Genomic DNA, 25330 nt, shown 5'->3' with positions numbered 1-25330 from the left:
CGTCCAGTTAACAGATACAATAGTAAGATAAATTCTTAGCTATTATCGCCTTTTAGCTGACTTACCACGGATCACGCATCGAACATCGCAAGCATGGCGGCAATAGGAACCGAGACTAATACGGCAGCGGGTGCAGCAAACCCCGCAGCAAACCCCGCAACAAGCCCCGGCACCCTGCCCGAGCGCTTGCGCGCCATGCTGGGCCGATTGACCAGCCAGCAGAAAATCCTCCTGATGGTGGCGATTGCCGCCATCATCGCCCTCATCGTTGCCGGCAGCACGTGGATCAAGCAGGCCGATTACCGCATCCTCTTTTCCAACATTTCGGAACGCGACGGCGGCGCCATCATCACTGCGCTGGAACAGCTGAACGTTCCCTACCGCTTCAGCGAGAGCGGCAACGCCATCCTCGTTCCCAGCCCCAAGGTGCACGAAGTGCGCCTGCGCCTGGCCACGCAAGGATTGCCCAAGGCGGGCGGCGTCGGCTTCGAGCTGATGGAAAACCAGAAGTTCGGCATCAGCCAGTTTGCCGAACAGGTCAACTACCAACGCGGACTCGAAGGCGAGCTCGCCCGGACCATCCAGTCGGTCAGCGCCATCCAGGCGGCGCGCGTACATCTGGCGATTCCGAAGCCGACCGTTTTCGTCCGCGAGGAATTGAAGCCGTCAGCCTCCGTCCTGCTCAATCTTTATCCGGGCCGTGCGCTCGACCCGTCGCAGATCGCCGGTATCCAGAATCTGGTCGCGGCGAGCGTCCCCAGCCTGACGACAGCCAACGTCACGATCATCGACCAGTCAGGCGCGATGCTCTCGCAACTGAAGAGCAAACTGATGGAACTCGGCCTCGACCCGACCCAGCTCAAGTATGTGCAGGAGGTCGAAGCGATCACCGTCAAGCGGATCGAAGAGATCCTGTCGCCGATCGTCGGGCGCGACAACGTCCATGTGCAGGTCGCCGCCGACATCGATTTCTCGCAAACGGAACAGACGGCGGAAACCCACCGGCCAAACGCGACACCGCCCGAAATCAGCATCCGCAGCCAGCAGACGAGCGAATCGGTCAACGCGGCCGCGACTGCCCAGGGCGTCCCCGGCGCGATCAGCAATCAGCCGCCTGCTCCGGCGACCGCGCCGCTCACGCAACCGGCCGTTCCCGGTGCCGGCGCACCAACGGCCGCCGGGCAACCCATCCCGGGACAGCTCAACGCCGCCGGCGTACAGGCGCCGATTTCCAACGTCGGCCAGCCGATCAGCTCGCGCAAAGACTCGACGATCAATTACGAGCTCGACAAAACGATCCGCCACACCAAGCAGGCGCTCGGCGCCGTCAAGCGGCTGTCGGCGGCGGTGGTCGTCAATCACCGCAAGGACGCCAAGGGGCTGGTCAAGCCGCTCGGCGATACCGAGCTCAAGCAGATCAACGACCTCGTCAAGGAGGCGATGGGCTACAGCCGCGAGCGCGGCGATACGGTTTCGGTCGCCAATGCGCCGTTCTCGACGGTCGACAAGAGCGCCACCGAAATTCCGCTCTGGAAAGATCCGGAGATCCTCGCCCTGCTCAAGGAAGTTTTCCGCTACGGTGCGATTGCCGCGATCATTGCCTTCCTGATGCTGAAGATCGTGATGCCACTGATCAGGACGATGATGCCGCCTCCGCCCGAGCCTGAACCCGCTACGGAAGCGGCCGGTGGTCTGGGCGGCAACATCGATATCGTCGCTGGCGAGGAAGAAGAACGGCCCCTGACGCCGGAAGAGCTTTTTGCACAGAAACTTGGCAAGCTGCGCGAACTGGCGCAACAGGACCCGAAGGTCGTCGCCAACATAATCAAGAACTGGACGGGCGCCAATGGCGGATGACGGAATCGAGAAAAGCGCGATCCTGCTTATCGCGATGGGTGAAGAATATGCCGCCGAGGTACTCAAGCACCTCGGCCCGAAGGAAGTCCAGAAGCTCGGCCACGCCATGGCGGCGCTCAAGTCGGTGCCGCGCAAACGCGTCGAGGAAGTGATCGACGATTTCGACACAACGGCGCGCGATTCGGCTGCCGTGCTGGTCGATACGGACGCTTACGTGCGCTCCGTGCTGACCAAGGCGCTGGGCGACGATAAGGCGGCGAACCTGATCTCGCGCATCCTGCAGGGCGGCGACACGAACGGCATCGAGGGACTCAAGTGGATGGACGCGCCGACCGTCGCCGATCTCATCCGCAACGAGCACCCGCAGATCATCGCCACCATCCTCGTCCATCTGGAGAAGGATCACGCCAGCGACATCCTCAACCACTTCACCGAGCGGCTGCGCAACGACGTGGTGCTGCGGATCGCTACGCTCGAAGGCATCCAGCCCGAAGCGCTGAAGGAGCTGAACGACGTCATGCTGCGCCTGCTTTCCGGCTCGGCCAACATCAAGAAGTCGGCGATGGGCGGCGTGCGCACCGTGGCCGAAATTCTCAACTTCATGGGCACGGCCAACGAAACCACGGTCATCGATTCGATCCGCGAATACGACCCGGAACTCGCCCAGAAGGTGCTCGACGAAATGTTCGTCTTCGAGAACCTGCTCGACATCGACGACCGCTCGATCCAGCTGCTCCTGCGCGAAATCCAGTCCGATTCGCTGATCCTGGCAATGAAAGGCGCCTCCGAAACGCTGCGCGAAAAAATCTTCAAGAACATGTCGCAGCGCGCCGCGGAAATGTTGCGCGAGGATCTCGAATCGCGCGGTCCGGTCCGCCTCTCCGAAGTCGAGGCCGAACAGAAGGAAATCCTCAAGATCGTCCGCCGTCTGGCCGACGAGGGCCAGATCGTGCTCGGCGGCGCGGGCGGCGAAGAAATGGTCTGAGCACCGTTAGCCTATGACTGCCATCATCCCCAAGGGGCAACTCACCGCCTATCAGCGCTGGGAAGTCGCGGCCTTCGACGAAGAAGAACAACGCGCGGCGCGCGAGGCCGAAGCCGCCGCCCAGGCTGAAGCAGCGGCCGCCAACGCCGAATCTTTGACAGCCCCCCCGATCCCGGAGGCCGTCGAGGTCTTTGAAGGCGAGATCGACATACCGGAAGAACCCGCGGTCGTCCTGCCGACCGCCGCCGACATCGAACGCATCCACAACGAGGCGCATGAGCAAGGCTACTCTGCCGGACTCGCGGAGGGGCTGGCCGACGGCAAGGAAAAACTCAAGCGCATCAACGCCATACTGAGCAACCTCGATCAGGCGCTCGTCGCCCTTGACCAGCAGGTGGCCGACCAACTGCTCGCCACCGCCGTCGAGATTGCCAACCAGATGGTGCGGCAAAGCCTGCGCATCAAGCCCGAAGTCTTGTTGCCAGTGGTCAGGGAAGCAGTCAATACCCTGCATCCGTCGAGCGGCCATCCGGCGCTCTTCGCCCACCCCGGCGACGCGGCACTGATCCGTACCCATCTCGGCGAACAACTGGCGCACCACAACTGGCGCATCATCGAAGACGACACGCTGACGCCCGGCGGTTGCCGTGTCGAACTCGGCGCCAGCGAGATCGACGCCACCTTTGAGACGCGCTGGCGGCGCATCATCGAATCCATCGGGATCAATCAGGACTGGCTGGATAATCAGCCTTGATTTCCCCAATCGCCTCGTAACGCACCATGGACAGCACGACGCCGAATCCTCACGCCGAAACCTGGTGCAAATTTCTCAACACCTGCAGCGATGCCGCGAGCCAGGCGGCGCCGTTGCTGCCGAGCGGCCACCTGACGCGCATCAACGGCCTGGTCATGGAAGCGGCCGGACTCAAGTTGCCGCTCGGCAGTTCCTGCCGCATTTTGCCGGCCGGCGGCACCCCGGTTGAAGCCGAGGTCGTCGGCTTCAACGGCGAGCGCCTGTTCCTGATGCCGATCGAGGATGTTTACGGCCTCTCGCCCGGCGCCAAGGTCATGGCCCTCGAAACGCCCGCGCCGCCGCCGCGCCTGGGGCGAACGCTCACTCCGAAGCGACGCGCCGTCGATCGCGCCAAGGTGCTGCCGGTCGGCCACGCGCTGCTCGGCCGGGTGATCGATGCCGCCGGACGACCACTCGACCGCCACGGCCCGATCGTCGCCGAGGAATTGCGGCCGATCCAGGGGCGGCCGGTCAACCCGATGTCGCGCGCACCGATCGACCATACCCTCGACGTCGGCGTCCGCTGCATCAATTCGTTGCTGACCGTCGGGCGCGGCCAGCGCATGGGCCTGTTCGCCGGCTCCGGCGTCGGCAAGAGCGTGCTGCTCGGCATGATGGCGCGCTATACCGAAGCGGAAATCATCGTGGTCGGCCTGATCGGCGAGCGGGGACGCGAGGTCAAGGAATTCATCGAACAGATTCTCGGCGAAGAAGGCTTACGCCGCTCGGTCGTCGTCGCCGCCCCGGCCGACGTCAGCCCGCTCATGCGCCTGCAGGGCACTGCCTACGCGACGGCCATTGCCGAGTATTTCCGCGATCAGGGACACCATGTCCTCCTGATCATGGACTCGCTGACCCGCTACGCGATGGCGCAGCGCGAAATCGCCCTGGCCATCGGCGAACCGCCCGTCACGCGCGGCTATCCGCCTTCGGTGTTCGCTCGTCTGCCGCAACTTGTCGAGCGCGCCGGCAATGGCGCTGATGACGGCGGATCGATCACGGCCTTCTATACGGTGCTTGCCGAAGGCGACGACCAGCAGGACCCGATCGCCGACTCCGCCCGCGCCATTCTCGACGGGCACATCGTTCTGTCGCGCTCTCTGGCCGATGCCGGCCATTACCCGGCCATCGACATCGAGCAGTCGATCTCGCGCGCCATGGTCAGCCTAGTGACGCCGGAACATCTGGACAAGATCCGCCACTTCAAGCAGATGTATTCGCGCTACCAGCGCTCCCGCGACCTGATCAGCGTTGGCGCCTACGCAGCCGGCTCCGACCCGATGCTCGATCAGGCGATCAAGCTCTTCCCGAGCTTTGAGAAATTCCTGCAGCAGTCGATCAGCGAGTGCTCCGACTTCGACAACAGTCTCGGCCGGCTCGGTGCCCTGTTTTGATGTCCGCCAGGCCCCGGGCGCGGTAGAATCGCCGCTCAAAAACTGACACATCATGGCAAAACCTTTCGCCCTGCAGCCCATCCACGAGCTGATGCAAACGCGTACCGACGAGGCAACGCAGCATCTGGCACGCCTCATCGCGTCCGAGCGCGATGCCCGGAACAAGCTCGATATGCTGACGCAGTTCCGCGACGAATATGTCGATCGTTTCCGGCAGGCGACGCAGAACGGCATCACCCAGCGTGAATGGCAAAACTACCTGGAATTCCTCAACCGCCTCGACGACGCGATCAATGCACAACGCCAGGCCGTTGCCGTGCAGGAACGGAATACGGCGGCCGGCAAAGAACACTGGCAACAGCAGCGGCGCAAACTGAAAGCGTTCGACACGCTCGCCAACCGTCACCTCACCAAAGAAAACGCCGCGGAACTCAAGCGCGAACAGAAGATGCTGGACGAATTCGCGGCGCGCAACTCCGGGCCGGGCAAAGAAGATCAATAACCCGCCATCGCGGTGGTGGCACAAAGATTGCTGTTCTTGACACAACTTGCCGACAAGGAACAGCCATGCCGTCCATTTCCGCCGTTTCAACCCTCCCGTCCGCTCCCACTGCGAGCCCCAGTGGCACAGGCGAAGCCATCGCCGGCCTGGATTTCGCCGCCCTACTCCTCGGGCAATTTGCCCCGACGTCGGGCACCGGTCTCGCGGAGCAAATCGTCGAACTGGACGGCGCATCCGCCTCATCCGACCCATCCGGCGACGACGTTGACACCAGTGACAATGCCGGCATCGCTGCTGAATTGTTGGCCACGCTCGGCCTGCTGACACAACGCCCGCCCGCAACAGCACCGGTCAATGCGGAAGCGCCAGCGGCTAACGGCGAGGACAGCGCCGCTTCATTAGCCCCATTGGCCGGCTCGACACTCAAGGCTCTGCCCGAGACGAGCCAGACGCTCGAGGCAAGCCAAACGCTCGAAACGCCGGACACCACCCCGCAACCGCAGCTCCGCCCCGAAACATCGGCCGTCACGCTGCCGGAATCGGCAAAATTTGCCGTGACCGAGAACGTCGTCACCACCACCGAAACGGACACCGGCATGGCATCGCCCACCCACGCGATTGCCGGACACACTGTTCATGCGCCACAGCCGCAACATCAGGAACCCACGCCACTCACCGTCAGCACCCCGGTGTACGCTGAGGAATGGAGCGGAGATTTCGGCCAGAAAATCGTCTGGATGACCAAAAATGATCAGCAGACCGCCCAGATGACCCTCAACCCGCCGCAGATGGGGCCGATAGAAATATCGTTGAGCGTGGATAACAACAACGCGACGGCCTCGTTTGTTTCAGCCAGCGCCGACGTCCGCGAAGCCATCGAGAACGCGCTGCCCCGACTGCGCGAAATGCTGGCCGGCGCGGGCATCGAACTCGGGCAAGCGAACGTCAGCGCCGAGTCGTTCAGGCAACAACAGAACAACAGCAACGGAGCCGCCGCGCCATCCACGTGGCGCGACGATAACGCTATACTTGCCGCCGCACATGAGGGAGAAACCAGCCCGGCCAAACGCATGCAGCTTGGCAACGGACTGGTTGATCTTTTCGCCTGATTCAGGCCTGCGCGACACGCCTGACGGCGCTGTTGTTTAAACGCTTCAAGCAATCTGAAACGATCGATTAGGGAAGGGATCATTTATGGCCAAGGATGCCAAAGCAGGAACTGATGAGGCCGCGCCAGCACCGAAAAGCAAGAAGATGCTGATCATTGTCGCCTCGGCCCTTGTCCTGGTTCTGGCGATTGGTGCCGCGGCCGCCATGTTCATGCTCACGGGACATGACGAGGAGGAGGGAGACGAAGAGGAAGTCGTCACCCAGAAGGCCAGTTCGAAAAAGAAAAAGGACGAGAAGGAAACGCCTCCGATCTATGTTGCGCTCGACACCTTCACCGTCAATCTCGTGCCAGAGAATGGCGAACAATTCCTGCAACTCGTCATTTCGGCCGAGGTGGAAGACATTCCGACCGGCGACAAACTCAAGGTTTACACCCCGAAACTGCGCAATAACGTGATGATGTTGCTCTCTTCGAAACGGGCCTCCGAACTGCTGACGACGGAAGGCAAGGCGGCGCTGGCGGAGGAACTGCGCGACCTGATGAACGAGATCCTGGCCCCCAAACAGAAGAAGGGCGAAGGGCCGATCAAGGAAGTCTTGTTCACGTCCTTCATCATCCAATAACGACGCGCAACGGCGATGGCCAGCGACTTTCTCTCCCAGGACGAGGTGGATGCCCTGCTCAAGGGCGTCACCGGCGAAGTTGACGAACCGGAAACCGCCGACGATGGCTCTGGTGGAGTCCGCGCCTACAACCTCGGGACGCAGGAGAGAATTGTCCGCGGCCGGATGCCGACGCTCGAACTCATCAACGAGCGTTTTGCGCGTTATTTGCGCATCGGCCTGTTCAACTACATGCACCGCACGACCGAAATTTCGGTCGGTCCGATCCGCGTGCAGAAATACAGCGAATTCATCCGCAACCTGGTCGTGCCGACCAACCTGAACCTGGTCGCCGCCAAGCCGCTGCGCGGTACCTCGCTCTTCGTCTTCGACCCCAACCTGGTCTTTCTGGTCGTCGACAACATGTTCGGCGGCGACGGCCGGTTCCACACCCGTGTCGAAGGCCGCGACTTCACCGCCACCGAACAGCGCATCATCCAGGGCCTGCTCAGCGTTGTATTCACCGAATATTCGCGCGCCTGGAAACCCGTCTTCGAGATCACCTTCGAATACATCCGTTCGGAAATGAATTCGCAATTCGCCAACATCGCGACCCCCTCCGAAATCGTCGTCTCGACGACCTTTTCCATCGAATTTGGCGGCACGGCGGCCGACATGCACGTCTGCTTCCCCTACTCGATGGTCGAACCGATTCGCGATCTGCTCTACAGCGCCATGCAGAGCGACCAGCTGTCGACCGACCACCGCTGGATTCTCATGCTGCGCAAACAGCTCAAGGATGCGGAGGTCGAACTCACCGCCGAGCTGGCTACCGCGACGGTCACCCTCGGCCAGATTCTGAAGATGAAAGCCGACGACATCATTCCGATCAACATTCCCGAAAAAATCATCGCGCGCGTCGACGATGTGCCGCTGATGGAATGTAGCTACGGGCAACAAGGCGGGCAATACGCGCTGAAAGTCGGTCGCTTCATCACGCTCGGCAGCGAAGAAAGCACGTCAGGAGAAAAAAATGACTGAAGAAACGGAAAACAACGAAAGCCTCGAAGGAATGGAAAGCGCCATGGAGGACGATTGGGCGGCGGCAATGGCCGAGCAGGCGTTGGCCGAGGCGGAAACTGTGCCACATGCCACCACCCAGGCCGCCAATATCTTTCCGTCGTTCGACCAAGGCGGGGGCAAAGCGTCGATGATGAACGAGCTCGACATGATTCTGGACATTCCGGTCCAGATTTCGGTCGAGCTTGGGCGCACGAAGATCTCGATCAAGAACCTGCTCCAGCTTGCCCACGGCTCGGTTGTCGAGCTCGACGCCATGGCCGGCGAGCCGATGAGCGTCTACGTCAACGGCACGCTGATCGCGCAGGGCGAAGTCGTCGTTGTGAATGACAAGTTCGGCATCCGCTTGACGGACATCATCACCCCAGCCGAACGCATGCGGAAAATCGGCCGCTAGGAAAGTTGCTGTTGCGGCCATCGGCCGCGCCCTGACTTACGTAAATTCCCGCGTAGTCCTGCGTTGCCGCCCCCGACGGCGGGATGAAAGTTCCGCCGCGCGCCGGGTTGCTTTAAGATAGCGGCCACCCAATTACCTCGGCCCCCGCTTTGATGTTCCCATCCCGCTCCATTCGCCCGTCACCCGCCTTGGCGCTGCTTGTGCTGCTTTTCTCGAACTATGCACCGGCGCTCGCGCAGACCAACGTAGTCGAGACACCGGGCGTCTCGGCTTCGGCCATCGCCCAGATGCTGCTCGGACTCGGACTGATCGTCGCCGTGCTCTTTGTCGGCGCCTACTTCATGCGACAGCTCAACGGTGGTCGCGCGTTCGGGCACACCGGACCGCTGAAGATCGTGGGAGGCCTGATGATCGGCACACGCGAGCGGATCGTATTGCTGGAAGTCGAAAACACCTGGATCGTGGTCGGCATTGTTCCCGGGCAAATCAAGACGCTGCACACCTTGCCCAAGGGCGAACTCCCTCCCGGCGAAAAGGGCGAGATGCCGTTCGGCAAGTGGCTGAAACAGATGAGTGAGCGCAAGCATGAGCCACGCTAAACAGGTTGCACGTTCTGCCTCGTGGCGACCCGCCGCCATCTCACTGGGATTGCTTCTTCTCCTGCCGTTGTCGGTCTGGGCCCAATCGGGCGGCCTCCCCGCCTTCACCAGCACGCCGGGACCGGGCGGAAGCCAGAATTACACGCTGTCGATCCAGACGCTGCTCACCATGACGGCGCTGACGTTCATCCCCGCCGCGATCCTGATGATGACCAGTTTCACCCGCATCATCATCGTTCTTTCGTTGCTGCGTCAGGCGATCGGCACGCAATCCTCGCCGCCCAATCAGATACTCGTCGGCCTGTCGCTGTTTCTGACGTTCTTTGTCATGTCGCCGGTGCTGGAGAAGATCTACGTCGATGCCTACCAGCCGCTCTCCGAGGACCGGATCACCTTTTCCCAGGCGCTCGACCGCGGTAGCGTGCCGCTGAAAGCCTTCATGCTCAAGCAGACGCGCGAATCCGATATCGGGCTCTTCGCCCGCCTGGCCAACACGCCGAAGCTCGAATCGCCGGACGACGTGCCGATGCGCGTGCTGATTCCGGCCTTTGTCACCAGCGAGCTGAAAACGGCTTTCCAGATCGGCTTCATCATCTTCATTCCCTTCCTGATCATCGACATGGTCGTCGCCAGCGTCCTGATGTCGATGGGCATGATGATGATGTCGCCGATGATGGTTTCGCTTCCGTTCAAACTGATGCTTTTCGTCCTTGTCGATGGCTGGCACCTGATCATGGGTTCGCTGGTCATGAGTTTCTCGCCATGAGCCCTGAATCCGTCATGAACATCGGCCGTCAGGCCATCGAAGTCACGCTGATGCTTTCCGGGCCGCTGTTGCTTTCGGCGCTGGTCATCGGTCTCATCATCAGCATTTTTCAGGCGGCCACGCAGATCAACGAAGCGACGCTGTCGTTCATCCCGAAACTCATCGGCACGTTCCTCGTGCTTGTCCTGGCCGGCCCGTGGATGCTGCAGGTGATGGTGGAGTTCATGCGCCAGCTTTTCGAAAGCATCCCGCAGTTCATCGGCTGACGCGCCCATGATCAGCCTCAGCTCGACCGAACTGAATGCATGGCTGGCCGCCTATTTTTTTCCGCTCGCCAGAATACTGGCTCTACTCGCGGCCGCGCCGCCCTTTTACTACACGGCCCTGCCGCGGCGCGTCCGGCTGATGCTCGGGCTGGCGATCACCATCGCCATCGTCCCGGCGCTTGGAACGCCCTTCCCCGCACCGCCTTCGTCCGGCCAGGGCCTTCTCATTCTCGCGGAGCAATTGCTGATCGGTTTTGCGATGGGGTTCTCGATGCGACTCGCTTTTAGCGCCATTGACCTTGCCGGGAATATCATCAGCTTTCAGATGGGACTGGGCTTTGCCACAAGTTACGACCCATCGAACGCGTCGCAAACGCCAGTCATTTCAGAGCTGATCGCCGTTCTTGGACTCTTGCTGTTTCTGGCAATCGATGGCCACCTCATGGTTATATCGACCCTCGTCCAGAGCTTTAGGGCCTTGCCCGTCGGCACGCTGCCTGGCCGTGATTCCTGGATGAACATCGCGCAAGCCGGCGGAATCATATTTTCGTCCGGCCTGCTGCTGACCTTGCCAATCATCGTCGCGCTGCTGATCACGAATACGGCACTCGGCGTACTCGGACGGGTTGCTCCCCAGCTCAACCTGATCGTCATCGGTTTTCCAATCACGATCACCCTCGGCTTCACGACACTCTACGTTACCCTGCCGTACCTTAACGTTCCGCTCATGCGCCTTTTCGAAACGGGGTTGCAAGCCATGCTGGGCAATTTTGTTCTCAAATAAGAGTGGCTCGTTGCCAGAGCAGTCACATCCCGAACTGGGAAAATGGATTCGGTTTTCCGACCAACTGGATGGTTCCCTCGGCCACCTTCTGTGAGAAGAACCATCCAGATTCGACACGCTCCGCGTAATCGACGACCTGGTATCCGCTGAACCCCTTCTCGCGCTGAAGCGCTGCAGCACGCCGCTTCAGCAACATGAGGCTCTCGCCGTCACCGCCACTGCGGAAAACCCGGGCACGCATCGAGAGGAAATAGACGTCATTGCCAAGCGGTGTTTCCTCAAGCGACCAGTTCGGTATGCTCGGTTCGGAAACGGAGTAGGTTTCTCTCCGAGACTCTTTCTGCTGCATATCCGCGGCCACCACAGCACTCCCGAACGTAAGCAGCCCAATGACAGCCGCCAAAGGAAGCCGCGCAAAAAATGAACGCATGGTGAATATCACAGGTAGTTGAAGAGGCTCAGACCGGAAATTTTGGAGAAGGAGCTCTGTGCCGCCTCAAGCTGCAATTGCTGCTTCGCGAACCGGGCAATCGCTTCGGCATAGTCCAGATCACTGAGGTTCGATATTCTTTCCTGATAATGGATATCAAGTGCCGACGAAACACTCTGGAGCGATTCGACCTCGTTCATCCGGGAGCCGACCGTCGACTGGACGCCCGAGATGTTCGTAAGCGCCTTGTCCAGGTTCTGCAATTCGGCGTTGATCGTGTTCTGGAGCTTCGTTTTCGCCGCATCGTCGCCCGAAACACCCGTGCGGAAGGCGGTAATCAGGTTCTGCAGCGTCGTGAAAACGCTCTGCTCGGTGCTCGGCTCGATCGCGAACGTATCGCCGTTCGCCGGCTCGCCGCTGATCGAGAAGGAGACGCCGGGAACCGCGGCGATCGAAACGCCCTCCTCGTACTCGACATCACTGACGACTGCAGCACCATCGGCATCCGTGATGGTATAGGTGGCGGCATAAGGCGTAACCGAAGAATCGCTCGTGAAGGCGATCTGGTAGGGAGGATTCGCGGCCGACCAACTCTTCAGATTCGTCACCGACCCCGAATCGATGACCCCGGTCCCGGCATTGTCGGAATATTCGATCGTGAACGTATCGCCATCGGCCGGCACCCCGCTGATCGAGAACGAGACGCCGGGGATCGTCGTGATCGGATCACCAGCCGTGTAGGTAGCGGCGGCAACGACACTGTTTCCATCGGCGTCGGTAATGTCATAGGTTGTGCCACCGCCGGCGAATGTAACCTGATACGGCCCGTTCGCGCCGGACCAGTCGGAGAGATTCGTCACCTTCGTCGACGCCGAATCGACGGCACCGGTCCCGGTATTGGCCGAAGCAGCCGCGGTGGTCATCGTGCCGTTCGACACCGTGTACGTGCCGTTCCCGGAGCTGATGCCGACGAAAACGTCGTGGCCCGAATCGCTGACCGCGATCTGGCGTTCCGAATCGACCTGGAGCAGGCGCTTGCCGTTGTCGCCCTGGTAGGCGATCGTCCCGTCGGTCTGTTTTGCGAATGGCTGCGTGTTGCCCTGATAGCCCGAGAACAGGTAATAACCGTTCGAATCGGTGCTGTTGGCGAGGCCGTACAGGAGTTCGAGCTGGCTTTCGAGTTCGTCGGCGATGTAGCCGCGTTCGGCGTCCGTGTAGCTCGCATTGCCCCCGGCAATCACGTTCGTCCGCGCGTCCTGAAGCGCATCAACGACGGCCTGCAAGCGGTCCTCTTCGAAAGCAAGCTGCGAGAGCGCGTTCCCCTGGTTGTCGGCGAACTGCGAATTGACCGCGAGCGCCTGCGTGTCGAGCATCACCTGCGCAGCGGCGACCGGATCGTCCTGCGCCGACAGGAACTGCTTGCCGGACGACAGCTGGTTCTGCGTCCGGTACAGGCTGCTCTGCCCGTCCATGATGCTGCGCGCCCCGGCGCCGTAAATCTGACTCGTGCTGATACGCATGTAACTCTCCTTCAGCGGATATTGAGGACGGCGTCGAACATCTCGGACGCGATCTGCAGCATCTTGGCGGAGGCCTGGTACGCCTGCTGGTACTTGAGCAGGTTCGCCGCCTCCTCGTCGAGATTGACGGCCGAGAGCGAATCGCGCGTATCCTGCGCCTCGGTCAGCAACGTCGTCTGCGCGTCGAGGATCGTCTCGACCTCGCCGCCCTTGTTGCCAGCGTTGCTGACAAGCTGCGAATAGACCGTCGAATAGCTCGCCGAGTTGCCCGACATCGTCTTGCCGGTCTGCATCCCACCGAGCAGCAAGATGTTCCGGTTGTCGGAAACGCCGCCCGTGTTGGGCTCGATAACGAAGCTGTCGCCGTCGGCGGGCGCTCCGCTGAGCGTGAAGGAAACGCCGCCCGACGTGTAGGTTGCGCCGCTCGTGTAGGGAATCGTGTCTGTGGAATCGTAGTCCGTTTTCACACCATCGACCGTCACCGTCACCGGGAAGCTGTCGAACCCCGAAAGGCTCTTGCTGGCGGAGTCGTAGGCCACCGTCACCGGAGAATCTTCGATCTCGAAGGTCGTTCCATCGGCCGGCGAAGCGCCGCCACTGACCACGAACGAAATACCGCCCGTGGCATACGTCGCTCCGTCGACATAAGGAACGTCCGGCCCGGCGTACTGGGTCGTTACCCCCCCCGTCGTCACCTCGACCGGGAAGGCCGGGAAGCCCGAAAGGCTAGTACCGGCAGAGTCGTAGGTCAGTTCGACCTTCGCAATGTAGCCGGGAGAAACGCTTCCGGCCGAAATCGTCGCGTTGCCGGTGTTGGTCGAGGTCGCCGAGGTGCGGATCGGCGCGGCGGCGGCGATTTGGCGAACATCGGCAACGATCGTTGCATTGACCCCAATGTCCGAAGCCGCGCCGCGCGTCGGCTGAATCAGGTAGCTGGTTCCGGCCGCAATCGTTCCCGTCGTGGAAATCGTGAACCCCTGCGGATCATTCTCCAAAGCCGTATTGAGCGCCGTGAGATCCGCACCGCTCCACTGCGTGTTGTCGGAAAGACGCGTCAGGGAAAATTCCGTTCCATCGTACTGGAGCCGGTAATCGCTGGCGGTCAGGTTGGTATAGAACGTACCGTCTTCCGCCTGCTCGACCTGGTACTGGATATCAAGATCAGGAGCGGTGGGATCGCTCGAAAAGGCCGTCGCCTCGCCGATCGTGAAGAAGTCGGCAACGTCGCTGCCGGCATTGCCAAGCAGATCCTGGCCAAGGTCATGCTGGGCGTTGAACGTGAGCGCCATCGAGACGGCAAGCTGGCCGAGACGGTTCGAGACGTCGTCGAGCACTTCGGAGCGGTATTCCAGGACGCCGGAAAGGCTGCCGCCGGTGATCACCGACTCGGGCAGTTCGATATCGTTGCTGCCCGTTTCGATGCCGACCACGACGCGCGTGGGGTCTTGCGACGAGTTCATCGTCGTGAGCCGCGTTACCTGCGTCCCGGTGACGAGCGGCTGGCCGTTGCCGAAATAGACGTTGTACGAACCGTCGGTGTTCGTGACGACCTTGGCGCCGACGAGTTCGTTGAGTTCGTTGACCAGTTGGTCACGCTGGTCGTAGAGGTCGTTCGGCGGCTGGCTGTTGGCCGATTCGGCGACGATGATCTGCTTGTTGAGGGTCGCGATCTGCTCGGAGTACGAGTTGACCGAGGTGACATAGCCCTGAATCTGCGAGTTGATGCTTTTGTACTGATCTTCGACCAGCGTGTTAAGACTCTGGAAGCGCGAGGTCATCGCCTGCGCGGACGAAACGAGCGTCTGCCGCGTCGTCAGCGACGACGGATCGGAACTGACCTGGTTGATCCCTTCGAAAAAGGTGTTGATCGCCGGGGCAAGCCCCGCGTCGGTGTCGGAAAGGACGTTGTTCAGATAGGTCAGTTCCGTCGAATAGGCCTCCAGCGAGCTTACCTTCGCCTGCGCGCTGTTGATCTGAGCAGTCATGTGGCTGCTATACACGCGCTCGATGGTCGTCACATGCATGCCCTGCCCGACATACCCCGCCCCGGTTGCCACGCCAATGTTCGACGCCTGAAGGATGCGCTGGCGGCTGTATCCGTCGGTATTGGCATTGGCGATGTTGTGCGAAGTCGTCGCCAATCCGAGTTGCGCGCCCTGGAGCCCCGAAACGCCAATGCTGTAAATCCCTGATCCCATCGAAATCTCTCCTCTTGCTGCCTTTACGGCATTTTTGCCGAATTATTAAGCAACCGAATTACCCGACAAGAGCCTGCCGCAACGTATTGCCATTGATGATCCGGCCCAGTTTGTCGGCGTACTGCGGGTCGGTGGCATAACCGGACTGCTGCAGCGAGCGCGCAAAGCCGGTTCCTTCCTGCTGGCCAAGAACGCCGGCAAAGCGCGGATTGTTCTTGAGCAGCGCCGCATAATCCTGAAAGGCTTCGCCGTACGAGGCGTACGCCCGGAACTTCTCGCGGACGGTCTGCGCCACGCCATTCACGTACTCGGTCGTCGGCACCTCGACTGTCGCCCCCTGCCAGCTTCGCCCGGCCTTGATGCCGAAAATGTTGTAGGTGGAAGAGCCGTCGGTCGCCTTGATTTCACTCCTGCCCCAACCACTTTCCAGCGCCGAATGCGCTACCAGAAAATGCGGCGGCACGCCCAGCGAATTGGCCGCAGAAACAGCGTGCGGCCAGACACGATTGACGAAATCGCGGCCGCTTGCATTCGCACCGACAACACCGCTTGCACTCTCGGTGACCGGCACCTGACTTCCCTCACCCCGGCTGCGAATCCGCGCCGCGCCACCGGCAACCGACGTTGTGGCCGGCAAAGCGGCAGAACTTGCCGCCTGCGACTCCAGCAAGGCCTGGTGTGCCGAATCGAGCGACGCCGTAGTGGCCTGACCGGCGGCCAGCGTCCGCCCGAGCTGCTGCTCGATCTGTTTGGCGAAGCCGAGACTTCCCTTGGCGGCCAGATTTTGTGCCAGTTGCTGGTCGAGGATGCCGGTAAAGAACCGCGTCTGCTCGCTGTTCAGCAGCCCGTCTTGCGAGGTCGCCTCGCGCATGCTCTTCAGCATCATCTGTAGCAGCATGCCCTCGAACTGCTGCGCGGCCTGCTTGAGACCGGCCTGCGGATCCTGTTTCATTTTCAGGCGCAGGTCCGCGCTGTTCTTGAGATCGAGAACGAAACGGTTGGCGTTGAGGTCATCGGCTTTCATACCCGGAACACAGCAAATTCCGGGCCCGAAAACCGTCGCTTCCGGAAGCGGCGCAAGATCAACCGCAAGTCGAGCCGCTCAGACCGATCGTCAGATCACTTCCAGCTCGGCGCGCAGGGCACCCGCCGCTTTCATCGCCTGCAAGATGGAAAGCAGATCCTGCGGGTTGGCACCGAGGGCGTTGATGGCTTTGACTACCTCCGACAGGTTGGCCCCGGCCTTGACCTGCATCAAGGCGCCGCCGCCCTGTTTGATCTCGATGTCCGACTGCCTGGTGACCACCGTCTGGCCGCCGGAAAGCGGGTTCGGCTGACTGACCTGATTCTCGGTATTGACCACGATCGACAAGTTGCCATGCGCCACCGCGCAGGGTTCGAGCGTTACCGTCTGGTTCATCACCACCGACCCGGTACGCGGATTGACGATCACCTTGGCCGGTGCTTTCATCGTCCGCACTTCGACATTTTCGATCCGCCCCATGAAGGCAACCCGCGCATTCGCCTCCTCCGGCGCGGCCACACGGATCACACGACCGTCAATCGCCTGCGCCGTCCCGGCCCCCATCTCCCGATTGATCGCTTCGACCGCTCTCTGGGTCGTGCTGAAGTCCGTCGCCCCCATTTCATAATGTACGAACGGCCCCTGCCCGAGCATCGTCGGCACTTCGCGCTCAACTGTCGCCCCGCCAGCGATCCGACCGGCCAACAGGTGATTGACCACCGCCTTGCTGCCGCCGGCCGATGCCCCGGCCCCGCCGACCAGCAGGTTGCCTTGCGCCTGGCCGTAAATCTGCCCGTCCGCACCTTTGAGCGGCGTCAAAACGAGTGTTCCACCCCGCAAACTCTTGGCGTTGCCCATCGACGACACGGTCACATCGATCTGCTGGCCGACGCGGGCAAAAGGCGGCAACGTGGCAGTCACCATGACGGCCGCCACATTCTTCAGTTGCAACGTTTGCGTCGTCGGCAACGTCGTACCGAGCTGCGCCAACATGTTGATGATGCTTTGCGTCGTAAACGGCGTCTGCGTCGTCTGGTCGCCGGTTCCATCAAGGCCCACCACGAGGCCATAGCCGACCAACTGGTTGTTGCGAACCCCCTGCACTCTGGCGAGTTCCTTGATCCGCTCGGCCGATGCGTGGCCGCTGAAGAGCGGCAACGCGCCGCAGGCAATTATTGCCAGACAGCGTAAAAATTTGCCGGAAAGATTGTTCATGACGACTCCTCGGCGCAAACGCTTAGAACGGCAAGATGGACATGAAGAAGCGCGACAGCCATGCCATCGCCTGCGCCTCGCTGATGGCGCCGCTCGCCTTGTATTCGATGCGTGCATCCGCCACGTTAGCCGAACTGATCGTGTTCGCCGTGCTGATGAAGTAGGGATCGACGACGCCCGACAGGCGGATGTATTCGGTGCCATGCCCGACCGAGACCTGCTTTTCCCCCGAAACCAAAAGGTTGCCGTTCGGCAGCACTTCGATCACGGTCACGGTAATGTTGCCGGTGAACACGTTGTTGGCCGCCGAATCGCCACCCCCAGCCAACGAATTCGAGCTTTGACCGGACAACGCTAGCCCTTGCAAAGACTTGCCAGGCAAGCCGCTGATCGTCGGCACGGAAGCGCTAATGCTGGACGAGCGGCTGACGTTGGTATCCGACTCGGTCGACGCCGACGTTCTCTCGCTGATCAGGATCGTCATCGTATCGCCGACATAGCGCGCGCGCCGATCCTCGAACAGGGTGCGCGACACGCCCGGCTGGTAAATGCTGCCATTCGCAACGACGCCTTCGCCGCGTGCGGACGGACGAACCGTCATCGGCTGATGCACATTCGTCGCCGGCACGGTATTGCAGGCGGTCACCGCCACGAGCGATGTAACGAGAAGCAGTTTGGGCAAAGACGTGTTCATCCGCCCTCCTTACATCTGGGTAAGGGCCGCCAGCATCGAGTCGGACGTCGACACCACCTTCGAGTTGAGCTCGTAAGCGCGTTGCGTCTGGATCATGCTGACCAGTTCTTCGGCCACATTGACGTTGGACGTCTCGACATAACGCTGATAAAGCTGGCCGGCGCCGTTGCTGCCGGGATCGCTGGGGGTCGGCGTGCCGCTCGACGCGGTTTCCAGAAAGAGGTTCTCACCGACGCTCTGCAAACCGCCTACGTTGATAAACGTCGCCAGCTGCAGGTTGCCGATCTGCGTCGTCGCCGTCGTTCCCGACTGGGTAATACTGACGACACCGTCATTGGAAATCGTAACGGTCAGCGCATCGGCCGGAATCGTGATATTCGGCTGCACCGGATAACCGCTCGAAGTCACCAGCTGACCCTGATTGTCGCGCTGGAACGAACCGTCACGCGTATAGGCGGTCGTGCCGTCCGGCAACAGCACCTGGAAGAAGCCGGCACCATCAACCGCCACATCGAGATCATTGCCGGTCTGCTGCAACGCGCCCTGCGTATGAATGCGGGCCGTCGACACCGGGCGCACGCCGGTACCCAACTGCAAGCCGCTCGGAATCTGCGTCGACTGCGACGACTGCGCGCCCGGTTGGCGCAGCGTTTGATAGAGCAGGTCTTCGAAGACCGGACGGGCCCGCTTGAAACCGTTGGTGCTGACGTTGGCCAGATTGTTGGCGATGACGTCCAGGCTTGTTTGCTGGGCATCCAGGCCGGTGCGGGCAATCCACAGGGAACGGATCATGGTTTCTTATTTCCTGTCATCAATTCATCGAGAGAATCTGGCTGGCCTTGGCGGCGTTGGTATCCGCCGTTTGCAGCATCTTCATGTGCATTTCGAACTGCCGGGCGATGCTGATCAGGCTGACCATCGAATCCACCGGATTGACGTTGCTGCCCTCCAGCGTCTCGGGGGCCAGCCGCACGTCGGCATCAGCTTCGGCTGGCTGTCCGTTGGTCGTGCGAAAAAGGCCGTCATCGCCGCGAACCAACTCGTTTTCCGGCGGATTGACGAGCTTGATGCGACCAACTTCGTTCGTGTTGTTTGGCGTACCGAACAGCGGCACGACGGAGATCGTCCCGTCGGGCGCAATCGTGATGCTGTTGTCGGGCGGGATGGCGATCGGACCGCCATCGCTGAGCACATTGAGACCGCTCGCCGTCTGCAGCTGGCCGTTGGCGTTGATCTGGAGATTGCCGGCACGGGTGTAAGCCTCCTGCCCGTTAGCCCCTTCGACCGCGATCCAGCCCGCGCCCCGCACCGCCACATCGAGCGGCCGCCCGGTCGCCATCATCGGCCCCTGGTCGAACGTATCGGCAACCGAGGCATCGACGACGAAGGCGCGTGTCGCCTCTCCCGTGCCCTCCACGGGCACAGAACGGAACTTGTGTTCCATGGCGCGAAAGCCGATCGTCGACGCGTTGGCCAGATTGTTCGCCACGCCCGATTGTTGCAGGAAGGCGTGCTTGGCGCCGGTCATCGCGGTGTAGATCAAACGGTCCATGTTCCCTAACCTTTTTTTGTTTTGTTCTTAAGCTTCAGGAAAATCAGCGCAGATTGACCAGCGTCTGCATGATCTGGTCCTGCGTCTTGATCGTCTGCGCGCTCGCCTGATAGTTGCGCTGCAGCGTGATCATGTTGACCAGTTCGGCGGTCAGATCGACGTTCGACTCCTCAACCGCGGCCGACTGGAGCATCCCGCGTACTCCTTCGCCGGGAACGCCGTACTTCGCCTCGCCCGAGGTCGAGGTCGCCTGCCAGAGGTTGTTACCCATGTTGCTCAGGCCGTTCGAGTTGGCGAATGTTGCGAGCGAGACCTGCGCGAGCGCCTTCGACTGGCCGTTGCTGTAGTTGCCAAGGACTGTGCCGTCCGAGCTGATGCTGGTCCCCGTCAGCGTCCCGGTCGCAAATCCGCCCTGCGTCATCGAATTGACCGTGCTGTCGCCGTTGAAGTTGGTCGTTCCGGAGAAGTCGATGGAAAAAGTGGTACTGGTGCCATCACCGAGCGTGGCCCCCGAAAGCGAATCTTCCCATAGGGTTGCTGTCGCAGCAGGCACCGTCAATACGTTGACACCCGCAGGAGTGGTCGGAAGAGCCCCGTTCGAATCAAACGAGAGCGGCGACCCTGTCCCTTCAAGCTCTACGGCATCAGAACCATCGAGAGACGCACTGACACTCCATTCTTCCGAATCCGACGTTGCCGAGTCCGACTTGACGAAGTAAAGCGTCATCTTGTGGTCGTTGCCCTTCGAGTCGTACACCGTCATCGACGTCGAATAGTTGTAGGACAGCGGATTCGTCGTATCGACGGTCGGGTAGGTAGCGGAGTCGATCGCGTCCTCGCTCGAATCGAGGTTCAGCACCATCTTCGGATCACTGACATCCCCCGCCCAGGTTGCCTGCGGCTCGATGTTGGCCGTCGAGATCTGGATTTCCTCTGGGCGCTCGCCCGACGAATCGATGACTCCCGAGGCGTTGGGCAGGTAGCCAAGCAGCTTGTAGTCCTGGTCGTTGACAATGTAACCCTCGTTGTCGAGGTGGAACTGGCCATTGCGGGTATAAGCGTCGGTGCCGTCGCGGCTGACGACGTAGTAACCGCTGCCGTTGATCGCAACGTCGAGCGTGTTGTTGGTCGTCGTGATGTTGCCTTGGGTGAATTGCTGGAAGACGGAAGAAAGCGCGGTACCGATACCGACCTGCGAGGCACCGCCACCGCCGAGCGACGCGGCATAAACGTCCGCAAAGTGCGCCGACGACGACTTGAAGCCGACGGTGCTGCTGTTGGCGACGTTGTTGCCGACCACGTCGAGTGCCTTGGAGGAGGCGTTAAGACCGCTCAAACCTTGTTGAAATGCCATTTTCTACCCCTTGACCTGGAAGACTAGAAGACCTGCTGCACGTCATCGAACGCGTACGTTCCGAGCGAGCCAAGATCCAGTTGGAAACCGCCGCTTGATGAACGAACAAGAGCAGAAACCGTGCCAATCTGCATTGCCTCAGAGGTGACCGAAGCGCCGTTCTTGGTCGCCGTAACCTTGAACGTGTAGGCACCATCGCTTGCGGTCGAACCGGAACTCGTCGATCCGTCCCATGAGAAAAGGACGGTTCCCGCGTCATTCGCGCCGAGCGTTTGCGTCTGAATAACGCTTCCGCTCGAATTGAGGATATCAACCGTCACCTGGTCGGCCGCGCTTGCAAGCGTCAATCCGCCGTAGGCCGCGCCGTCCGAGAGCGTGAGGTTATTGCCGGAAACGAGGACGGAATTGCCGATCAGCGCGGCGGCCTGCATCGATTGAGTCTCGGCCATGCTATCGACGAGCGACGAGAGCGTCGTGTTGAGTTCTTCGATTCCCTGCACCGTGCTCATCTGCGCGAGCTGGCTCGTCAGTTCGGTATTTTCCAGCGGATTGAGCGGATCCTGATTCTGAAGCTGCGTTACGAGCAGCGTCAGGAAGCGGTTCTGGGTATCGTCGATCTCCGACGTGCTCGACGAGGACGTCGATCCGCCCGCATTGTTCGCATTGATCGTGGAAAATAGACTGCTCGTGGTGTTGTTTGTCGTCACGCTGCTCATGCCTGCCTCCTTAATGTCCGGTTATCACTGCCCAAGCGTCAAAGTCTTGAGCAACAGTTGCTTGGCGGTATTCATCACTTCGGCGTTTGTCTGATAGGAACGCGACGCCGAAATCATGTTGACCATTTCGTCGACCGGGCTGACGTTCGGCATCGTCACATAGCCGTTTTCGTTGGCGGCGGGGTTACGCGGGTCGTAAACCATTCGCCCGGGGCTGGCATCCTCGACGACCTGCTTGACGCGCACTCCCTGTGCCGCCTGGCCGTCGAGCGCCACCGCCTCGAAAACAACCTGCTTTGCCCGATAAGGCTTTCCATCCGGCCCGGCGATACTGTCGGCATTGGCGAGATTGCTGGCCACCGCATTGAGCCGCATCGACTGCGCGGTCAGCGCACTACTCGAAATGTTGAAAACATTAAAGACGCTCATGATTATTGCCCTTGAATGGCCGCCCGCATGGTCTTGATACGGCCGGAAATGAACGTCAGCCCGGCCTGATACTGCAGGGCATTCTCGGCAAACTCGGCTCGCTCCACATCCATCTCGACCGTATTGCCATCAACACTGCCCTGTACCGGTACGCGGTACATCAAACTGGCAGCCGCACCACTGCCGCCGCCCGCTATATGCCCGGAAGAAGTCCTTGCCATGGAAAGAGCCCCGTCTCCACGACCAGCGACGGCCGACTGCAAAGCGGAAGAAAAATCGAAATCGCGGGCCTTGTAATTCGGCGTATCGGCATTAGCGATATTTCCGGCCAGCACTTGCTGCCGGTAAGCACGCAGGGCCAGCGCCTGCTGCTGAAATGAAAAGGCATTGTCGAGTTTACTGGTCATGATTTTTCCCTGAATGTCTTGCTTTGATGGGCAGTGTGCAAATCCCATGCCATGCACAGAGAGGCCTTCTGCCCGAAGAACAAACAACTGCCACAGGCCTATCGCCGGCAATTATTGCCGAGCACGTAAACAACGGAGGAAAATACCGGCCGCTTACCGGCAAACCACCGGCAACAGGCGCGCGACCGCATGAAGAGTTTCGCGACCGCCTGATGATCGGGCACAATATGGCCATGCACCCGCTTCTTCCCAGTTGGCTCCGCCAGAGGTTCATCAGTTTTTTCTGGCTCTTCTTGCTGCTGCCTGCCGCTGCCCCCGCGCAAGACACGGCAAGTTCGCTCCACAGCGCTCTCGATCACTTTCTGGAGGCGCAAACCCGCGGTTTGCCGGGCAAAGTCAATTACAAGGTCACGCCGCTCGACGCGCGTACAAATCTTGGTCCATGCCACGCATTCGAGCCCTTCCTGCCGGGCAATAGCAGGCTGTGGGGCAAGTCGACGGTCGGCGTACGCTGCCTCGGTCCTTCCAACTGGACCATTTACGTTCAGGTGCACGTTTCCGTCACCGGCAACTATCTCGCCTCCTCGCGCCCGATGGCTTCGGGCCAAGTCATCGGCGCCGGTGATCTCACCCTGCGCAACGGCGATCTAACGACGCTGCCCGCCACCCTTCTGACCGACCAAACCCAGGCGATTGGCAAAACCGTCCGGCTGGGCTTTGCGGCAGGCCAACCCATTCGCAGCGATCAGTTGATTTCTCCACCCGCTGTGCAGCAGGGACAGACCGTTCGGACCATTTTCAAGGGCGACGGATTCAGCGTCAGCAGCGAAGGCAAAGCGCTGAACAACGCGAGCGACGGACAGGTCGTTCAGGTAAGGACGCCATCCGGCCAAGTGCTGAGCGGCATTGCGCGTGACGGCGGCACCGTCGAAGTTTCTTACTGATTTCTTTTGCCGCGATCGAACCTGCGGAAAATGCTAAAGTTACTGGCAAACAAGCCGATATAACGAACAAGAAAATTTCATTCGAGGCTCTGCCATGAAAATCGACAATTTGGCCAAGACAAGCGGGACGACTCTTGTCAAAGAGACGCGAAATCAGGCCGCCACAAAAGCATCGCCGTCCGCCAGCGATGAAGTTCAGTTGAGCAGCCTGTCCACGCAGCTCCGCGCAACAGATGACGAGCCGGCTTTCGACGCGGCCCGCGTCTCTGAAATCAAAGCCGCCATCACCGAGGGCCGCTTCAGCATCAACGCGGGCGCGATCGCTGACCGCCTGATCGCTGACGCCAAGGAACTGGTGGATTCTCAGCGCAAAGCCTGATGACCATCGCCCCAAGCCGCAATGCCAATTGAAGCACGTAAAACAGGCAACAATTCCATGGCCGACACGCTACAGCAGGCGCTTTCCGCCGAGCTTGAGGCCGTTCGCCAGTTCTCCGACCTGCTCCGTCGTGAGCAGCAAGCACTGAGCACAGGGGACACGAACTCCCTGCCCGGCCTGGCAGAAAAAAAGGACGTATTGATCGAAGGCATCAATGCGCTGACCAGCCGGCGAAACCAACACCTCGTAGCGTGCGGATTGGGGATCGATCGTCCCGGCATCGATAGCTGGTGCGCCACCCATCCGGGCGAAACCGCCGTCGCCGCCATCTGGTCAGAAATCCTGGAAGCCGTTGCCAAAGCCCGAGACTTGAACCGCCTGAACGGCGAGCTCATTCAGATGCGCCTGCAATACACAAACAAGGCGCTGGGCGTCCTGCTACGCAGAGAAGACGCGCTCGACCTTTATGGCCCCGACGGCCAGTCCACTACTGGCGGCAGCCGGCGCATCAACGACTCCGTATAACAACGCTTACTCCGGCCCGGGAGGCTATTTTCGCCCGTCGACTCCGACGTCCTGCCCTTTTTCAGGCGAGGCGGAATCAATCAGAATCGAAACGCGCCGGTTCCTTGCCCGCCCATCCGCAAGGAAATTTGGCTCCACTGGCCGAGTATCTGCATAACCAATCGCTGTCAGTCGCGTTTGATCCACTCCGGCATCGGAAAACAGGCGGAGAACGGTTGTCGCGCGTACGGCGGAGAGTTCCCAGTTGGACGGGAATTGTGGCGTACTGATCGGGATATTGTCGGTGTGTCCTTCGATCGTGATGGGGAAATCCGTCGGAACGAGCACATCCGCTACCGCCCGCATGGCCTTGACCACGGCCGGATGAAGTTGAGCCTGCCCCGGGGCGAACAGAATGCTGTCGTTGATTTCGATCGTAACGCCGCGACTTGTCTCCAGAACCCTGACCTTGCCCTGTTCGATCAGCGGCGCCATCACGGCCAGGATATCCTTCGCCACGTTGCGCATCGTATCGCGCTGCTTCTGCTTTGCCGCCCCCTCGCTTTTGGCTGAACCCCCCGGCTTTTGCAGCGGCTGGTTGGGAACTGTCACGAGAGGGGGAACAACCGCAGCACTTCCGGTTTGAGTACTCCTAAACGCCGACATCAGGGAGTCGCTCAACACACGATATTTCCCTTCATTAACGCTTGAGAGTGCGTACATCACCACAAAAAACGCAAAGAGCAAGGTGATGAAATCGGCATACGAGACGAGCCAACGCTCGTGATTTTCATGCTCATCGTCGTGAATCTTCCGGCGCGCCATAGA

Annotated in this window: 29 protein-coding genes; 16 read left to right on the top strand and 13 right to left on the bottom strand. The window is 60.7% G+C overall.

From position 1 onward, the window contains the following. The first annotated feature begins 93 nt into the window (after positions 1 to 93). The 13 genes from fliF to fliR all read left to right on the top strand — a co-directional run bounded on the left by fliF (position 94) and on the right by fliR (position 11136). A complete protein-coding gene (gene fliF, locus GH659_RS02935) occupies positions 94 to 1857 on the top strand; it encodes a flagellar basal-body MS-ring/collar protein FliF (protein WP_153109251.1) in 1764 nt (587 codons plus the stop codon). Continuing rightward, complete coding sequence (gene fliG / locus GH659_RS02930) at positions 1847 to 2842, top strand: flagellar motor switch protein FliG (protein ID WP_153109250.1); 996 nt, start codon at positions 1847 to 1849, stop codon at positions 2840 to 2842. The genes fliF and fliG overlap by 11 nt, the downstream gene beginning before the upstream one ends. A gap of 13 nt (positions 2843 to 2855) precedes the next feature. Continuing rightward, complete coding sequence (locus GH659_RS02925; RefSeq protein WP_153109249.1) at positions 2856 to 3596, top strand: flagellar assembly protein FliH; 741 nt, start codon at positions 2856 to 2858, stop codon at positions 3594 to 3596. A gap of 26 nt (positions 3597 to 3622) precedes the next feature. Further along, positions 3623 to 5029: a flagellar protein export ATPase FliI gene (gene fliI, locus GH659_RS02920; RefSeq protein ID WP_153109248.1), complete on the top strand. Its 1407-nt coding sequence runs from the start codon at positions 3623 to 3625 to the stop codon at positions 5027 to 5029. A gap of 52 nt (positions 5030 to 5081) precedes the next feature. Beyond that, the gene (gene fliJ, locus GH659_RS02915) at positions 5082 to 5531 is read left to right on the top strand and encodes a flagellar export protein FliJ (RefSeq protein ID WP_153109247.1); all 450 of its coding nucleotides are present in this window, start codon (positions 5082 to 5084) and stop codon (positions 5529 to 5531) included. Positions 5532 to 5596: 65 nt separating this feature from the next. Next, a complete protein-coding gene (locus tag GH659_RS02910) occupies positions 5597 to 6640 on the top strand; it encodes a flagellar hook-length control protein FliK (RefSeq protein ID WP_153109246.1) in 1044 nt (347 codons plus the stop codon). An 85-nt stretch (positions 6641 to 6725) separates the two neighbouring features. Continuing rightward, on the top strand, positions 6726 to 7265 hold the full coding sequence (locus GH659_RS02905) for a flagellar basal body-associated FliL family protein (protein WP_153109245.1): 540 nt from the start codon (positions 6726 to 6728) through the stop codon (positions 7263 to 7265). Positions 7266 to 7280: 15 nt separating this feature from the next. Next, positions 7281 to 8285 (top strand): flagellar motor switch protein FliM, encoded by a 1005-nt coding sequence (gene fliM, locus GH659_RS02900; protein ID WP_153109244.1) that lies wholly within the window; start codon positions 7281 to 7283, stop codon positions 8283 to 8285. Further along, positions 8278 to 8721 carry a flagellar motor switch protein FliN gene (gene fliN / locus GH659_RS02895; protein WP_153109243.1) on the top strand — a complete coding sequence of 148 codons (444 nt, stop codon included), beginning with the start codon at positions 8278 to 8280 and terminating at the stop codon, positions 8719 to 8721. Before fliM ends, fliN begins: the two co-directional genes overlap by 8 nt. 152 nt (positions 8722 to 8873) lie before the next feature. After that, positions 8874 to 9320, top strand: coding sequence for a flagellar biosynthetic protein FliO (fliO, locus tag GH659_RS02890; protein WP_153109242.1), 447 nt, complete (start codon positions 8874 to 8876; stop codon positions 9318 to 9320). After that, positions 9307 to 10086, top strand: coding sequence for a flagellar type III secretion system pore protein FliP (fliP, locus tag GH659_RS02885; RefSeq protein WP_153109241.1), 780 nt, complete (start codon positions 9307 to 9309; stop codon positions 10084 to 10086). The genes fliO and fliP overlap by 14 nt, the downstream gene beginning before the upstream one ends. Then, positions 10083 to 10352 carry a flagellar biosynthesis protein FliQ gene (gene fliQ, locus GH659_RS02880; RefSeq protein WP_153109240.1) on the top strand — a complete coding sequence of 90 codons (270 nt, stop codon included), beginning with the start codon at positions 10083 to 10085 and terminating at the stop codon, positions 10350 to 10352. Before fliP ends, fliQ begins: the two co-directional genes overlap by 4 nt. 7 nt (positions 10353 to 10359) lie before the next feature. Next, the gene (gene fliR / locus GH659_RS02875) at positions 10360 to 11136 is read left to right on the top strand and encodes a flagellar biosynthetic protein FliR (RefSeq protein ID WP_153109239.1); all 777 of its coding nucleotides are present in this window, start codon (positions 10360 to 10362) and stop codon (positions 11134 to 11136) included. A gap of 22 nt (positions 11137 to 11158) precedes the next feature. Here the strand turns inward: fliR and GH659_RS02870 are convergent, their stop codons facing one another. From GH659_RS02870 to flgB, 12 genes are all read right to left on the bottom strand, one after another. After that, positions 11159 to 11497 carry a hypothetical protein gene (locus GH659_RS02870; protein ID WP_153109238.1) on the bottom strand — a complete coding sequence of 113 codons (339 nt, stop codon included), beginning with the start codon at positions 11495 to 11497 and terminating at the stop codon, positions 11159 to 11161. A gap of 77 nt (positions 11498 to 11574) precedes the next feature. Continuing rightward, positions 11575 to 13086 carry a flagellar hook-associated protein FlgL gene (gene flgL, locus GH659_RS02865; RefSeq protein WP_153109237.1) on the bottom strand — a complete coding sequence of 504 codons (1512 nt, stop codon included), beginning with the start codon at positions 13084 to 13086 and terminating at the stop codon, positions 11575 to 11577. Positions 13087 to 13097: 11 nt separating this feature from the next. Continuing rightward, entirely contained in the window at positions 13098 to 15284 is a 2187-nt protein-coding gene (gene flgK / locus GH659_RS02860) for a flagellar hook-associated protein FlgK (RefSeq protein ID WP_153109236.1), read from the bottom strand. Between the two features lie 58 nt (positions 15285 to 15342). Then, a complete protein-coding gene (gene flgJ / locus GH659_RS02855; protein ID WP_153109235.1) occupies positions 15343 to 16308 on the bottom strand; it encodes a flagellar assembly peptidoglycan hydrolase FlgJ in 966 nt (321 codons plus the stop codon). Positions 16309 to 16398: 90 nt separating this feature from the next. Then, positions 16399 to 17523: a flagellar basal body P-ring protein FlgI gene (locus tag GH659_RS02850; RefSeq protein ID WP_153109234.1), complete on the bottom strand. Its 1125-nt coding sequence runs from the start codon at positions 17521 to 17523 to the stop codon at positions 16399 to 16401. Between the two features lie 22 nt (positions 17524 to 17545). Further along, positions 17546 to 18217 carry a flagellar basal body L-ring protein FlgH gene (locus GH659_RS02845; protein ID WP_153109233.1) on the bottom strand — a complete coding sequence of 224 codons (672 nt, stop codon included), beginning with the start codon at positions 18215 to 18217 and terminating at the stop codon, positions 17546 to 17548. A 9-nt stretch (positions 18218 to 18226) separates the two neighbouring features. Continuing rightward, the gene (flgG, locus tag GH659_RS02840) at positions 18227 to 19009 is read right to left on the bottom strand and encodes a flagellar basal-body rod protein FlgG (RefSeq protein ID WP_153109232.1); all 783 of its coding nucleotides are present in this window, start codon (positions 19007 to 19009) and stop codon (positions 18227 to 18229) included. A gap of 19 nt (positions 19010 to 19028) precedes the next feature. Next, positions 19029 to 19769 (bottom strand): flagellar basal-body rod protein FlgF, encoded by a 741-nt coding sequence (gene flgF / locus GH659_RS02835; protein WP_153109231.1) that lies wholly within the window; start codon positions 19767 to 19769, stop codon positions 19029 to 19031. Between the two features lie 43 nt (positions 19770 to 19812). After that, on the bottom strand, positions 19813 to 21123 hold the full coding sequence (gene flgE, locus GH659_RS02830) for a flagellar hook protein FlgE (RefSeq protein ID WP_153109230.1): 1311 nt from the start codon (positions 21121 to 21123) through the stop codon (positions 19813 to 19815). Positions 21124 to 21146: 23 nt separating this feature from the next. After that, a complete protein-coding gene (locus GH659_RS02825; RefSeq protein WP_153109229.1) occupies positions 21147 to 21839 on the bottom strand; it encodes a flagellar hook assembly protein FlgD in 693 nt (230 codons plus the stop codon). Positions 21840 to 21863: 24 nt separating this feature from the next. Then, positions 21864 to 22268, bottom strand: a complete 405-nt coding sequence (gene flgC, locus GH659_RS02820; RefSeq protein ID WP_153109228.1) for a flagellar basal body rod protein FlgC — start codon at positions 22266 to 22268, stop codon at positions 21864 to 21866. Between the two features lie 2 nt (positions 22269 to 22270). Next, the gene (gene flgB, locus GH659_RS02815; RefSeq protein ID WP_153109227.1) at positions 22271 to 22675 is read right to left on the bottom strand and encodes a flagellar basal body rod protein FlgB; all 405 of its coding nucleotides are present in this window, start codon (positions 22673 to 22675) and stop codon (positions 22271 to 22273) included. A gap of 26 nt (positions 22676 to 22701) precedes the next feature. Between flgB and flgA the strand changes: the two genes are divergently transcribed. The 3 genes from flgA to GH659_RS02800 all read left to right on the top strand — a co-directional run bounded on the left by flgA (position 22702) and on the right by GH659_RS02800 (position 24523). Further along, the gene (gene flgA / locus GH659_RS02810; protein ID WP_246167666.1) at positions 22702 to 23619 is read left to right on the top strand and encodes a flagellar basal body P-ring formation chaperone FlgA; all 918 of its coding nucleotides are present in this window, start codon (positions 22702 to 22704) and stop codon (positions 23617 to 23619) included. Between the two features lie 94 nt (positions 23620 to 23713). Next, the gene (gene flgM, locus GH659_RS02805) at positions 23714 to 23998 is read left to right on the top strand and encodes a flagellar biosynthesis anti-sigma factor FlgM (protein WP_153109226.1); all 285 of its coding nucleotides are present in this window, start codon (positions 23714 to 23716) and stop codon (positions 23996 to 23998) included. Between the two features lie 57 nt (positions 23999 to 24055). Further along, positions 24056 to 24523, top strand: a complete 468-nt coding sequence (locus GH659_RS02800; protein WP_170285805.1) for a flagella synthesis protein FlgN — start codon at positions 24056 to 24058, stop codon at positions 24521 to 24523. Between the two features lie 24 nt (positions 24524 to 24547). Here the strand turns inward: GH659_RS02800 and motD are convergent, their stop codons facing one another. After that, the gene (motD, locus tag GH659_RS02795; protein WP_153109224.1) at positions 24548 to 25327 is read right to left on the bottom strand and encodes a flagellar motor protein MotD; all 780 of its coding nucleotides are present in this window, start codon (positions 25325 to 25327) and stop codon (positions 24548 to 24550) included. Between the last annotated feature and the right edge of the window lie 3 nt (positions 25328 to 25330).

Source organism: Propionivibrio limicola (assembly GCF_009469695.1).
Taxonomy (GTDB): domain Bacteria; phylum Pseudomonadota; class Gammaproteobacteria; order Burkholderiales; family Rhodocyclaceae; genus Propionivibrio; species Propionivibrio limicola.
The sequence above is the reverse complement of the archived record's forward strand: the minus strand, read 5'-3'. Positions and strand labels throughout refer to the sequence as shown.

Coding starts and splice junctions, on each gene's coding strand:
- fliF (WP_153109251.1), top strand. CDS start 94: ATGGCGGCAATAGGAACCGAGACTAATACGGCAGCGGGTGCAGCAAAC.
- fliG (WP_153109250.1), top strand. CDS start 1,847: ATGGCGGATGACGGAATCGAGAAAAGCGCGATCCTGCTTATCGCGATG.
- GH659_RS02925 (WP_153109249.1), top strand. CDS start 2,856: ATGACTGCCATCATCCCCAAGGGGCAACTCACCGCCTATCAGCGCTGG.
- fliI (WP_153109248.1), top strand. CDS start 3,623: ATGGACAGCACGACGCCGAATCCTCACGCCGAAACCTGGTGCAAATTT.
- fliJ (WP_153109247.1), top strand. CDS start 5,082: ATGGCAAAACCTTTCGCCCTGCAGCCCATCCACGAGCTGATGCAAACG.
- GH659_RS02910 (WP_153109246.1), top strand. CDS start 5,597: ATGCCGTCCATTTCCGCCGTTTCAACCCTCCCGTCCGCTCCCACTGCG.
- GH659_RS02905 (WP_153109245.1), top strand. CDS start 6,726: ATGGCCAAGGATGCCAAAGCAGGAACTGATGAGGCCGCGCCAGCACCG.
- fliM (WP_153109244.1), top strand. CDS start 7,281: ATGGCCAGCGACTTTCTCTCCCAGGACGAGGTGGATGCCCTGCTCAAG.
- fliN (WP_153109243.1), top strand. CDS start 8,278: ATGACTGAAGAAACGGAAAACAACGAAAGCCTCGAAGGAATGGAAAGC.
- fliO (WP_153109242.1), top strand. CDS start 8,874: ATGTTCCCATCCCGCTCCATTCGCCCGTCACCCGCCTTGGCGCTGCTT.
- fliP (WP_153109241.1), top strand. CDS start 9,307: ATGAGCCACGCTAAACAGGTTGCACGTTCTGCCTCGTGGCGACCCGCC.
- fliQ (WP_153109240.1), top strand. CDS start 10,083: ATGAGCCCTGAATCCGTCATGAACATCGGCCGTCAGGCCATCGAAGTC.
- fliR (WP_153109239.1), top strand. CDS start 10,360: ATGATCAGCCTCAGCTCGACCGAACTGAATGCATGGCTGGCCGCCTAT.
- flgL (WP_153109237.1), bottom strand. CDS start 13,086: ATGCGTATCAGCACGAGTCAGATTTACGGCGCCGGGGCGCGCAGCATC.
- flgK (WP_153109236.1), bottom strand. CDS start 15,284: ATGGGATCAGGGATTTACAGCATTGGCGTTTCGGGGCTCCAGGGCGCG.
- flgJ (WP_153109235.1), bottom strand. CDS start 16,308: ATGAAAGCCGATGACCTCAACGCCAACCGTTTCGTTCTCGATCTCAAG.
- GH659_RS02850 (WP_153109234.1), bottom strand. CDS start 17,523: ATGAACAATCTTTCCGGCAAATTTTTACGCTGTCTGGCAATAATTGCC.
- GH659_RS02845 (WP_153109233.1), bottom strand. CDS start 18,217: ATGAACACGTCTTTGCCCAAACTGCTTCTCGTTACATCGCTCGTGGCG.
- flgG (WP_153109232.1), bottom strand. CDS start 19,009: ATGATCCGTTCCCTGTGGATTGCCCGCACCGGCCTGGATGCCCAGCAA.
- flgF (WP_153109231.1), bottom strand. CDS start 19,769: ATGGACCGTTTGATCTACACCGCGATGACCGGCGCCAAGCACGCCTTC.
- flgE (WP_153109230.1), bottom strand. CDS start 21,123: ATGGCATTTCAACAAGGTTTGAGCGGTCTTAACGCCTCCTCCAAGGCA.
- GH659_RS02825 (WP_153109229.1), bottom strand. CDS start 21,839: ATGAGCAGCGTGACGACAAACAACACCACGAGCAGTCTATTTTCCACG.
- flgC (WP_153109228.1), bottom strand. CDS start 22,268: ATGAGCGTCTTTAATGTTTTCAACATTTCGAGTAGTGCGCTGACCGCG.
- flgB (WP_153109227.1), bottom strand. CDS start 22,675: ATGACCAGTAAACTCGACAATGCCTTTTCATTTCAGCAGCAGGCGCTG.
- flgA (WP_246167666.1), top strand. CDS start 22,702: ATGGGCAGTGTGCAAATCCCATGCCATGCACAGAGAGGCCTTCTGCCC.
- flgM (WP_153109226.1), top strand. CDS start 23,714: ATGAAAATCGACAATTTGGCCAAGACAAGCGGGACGACTCTTGTCAAA.
- GH659_RS02800 (WP_170285805.1), top strand. CDS start 24,056: ATGGCCGACACGCTACAGCAGGCGCTTTCCGCCGAGCTTGAGGCCGTT.
- motD (WP_153109224.1), bottom strand. CDS start 25,327: ATGGCGCGCCGGAAGATTCACGACGATGAGCATGAAAATCACGAGCGT.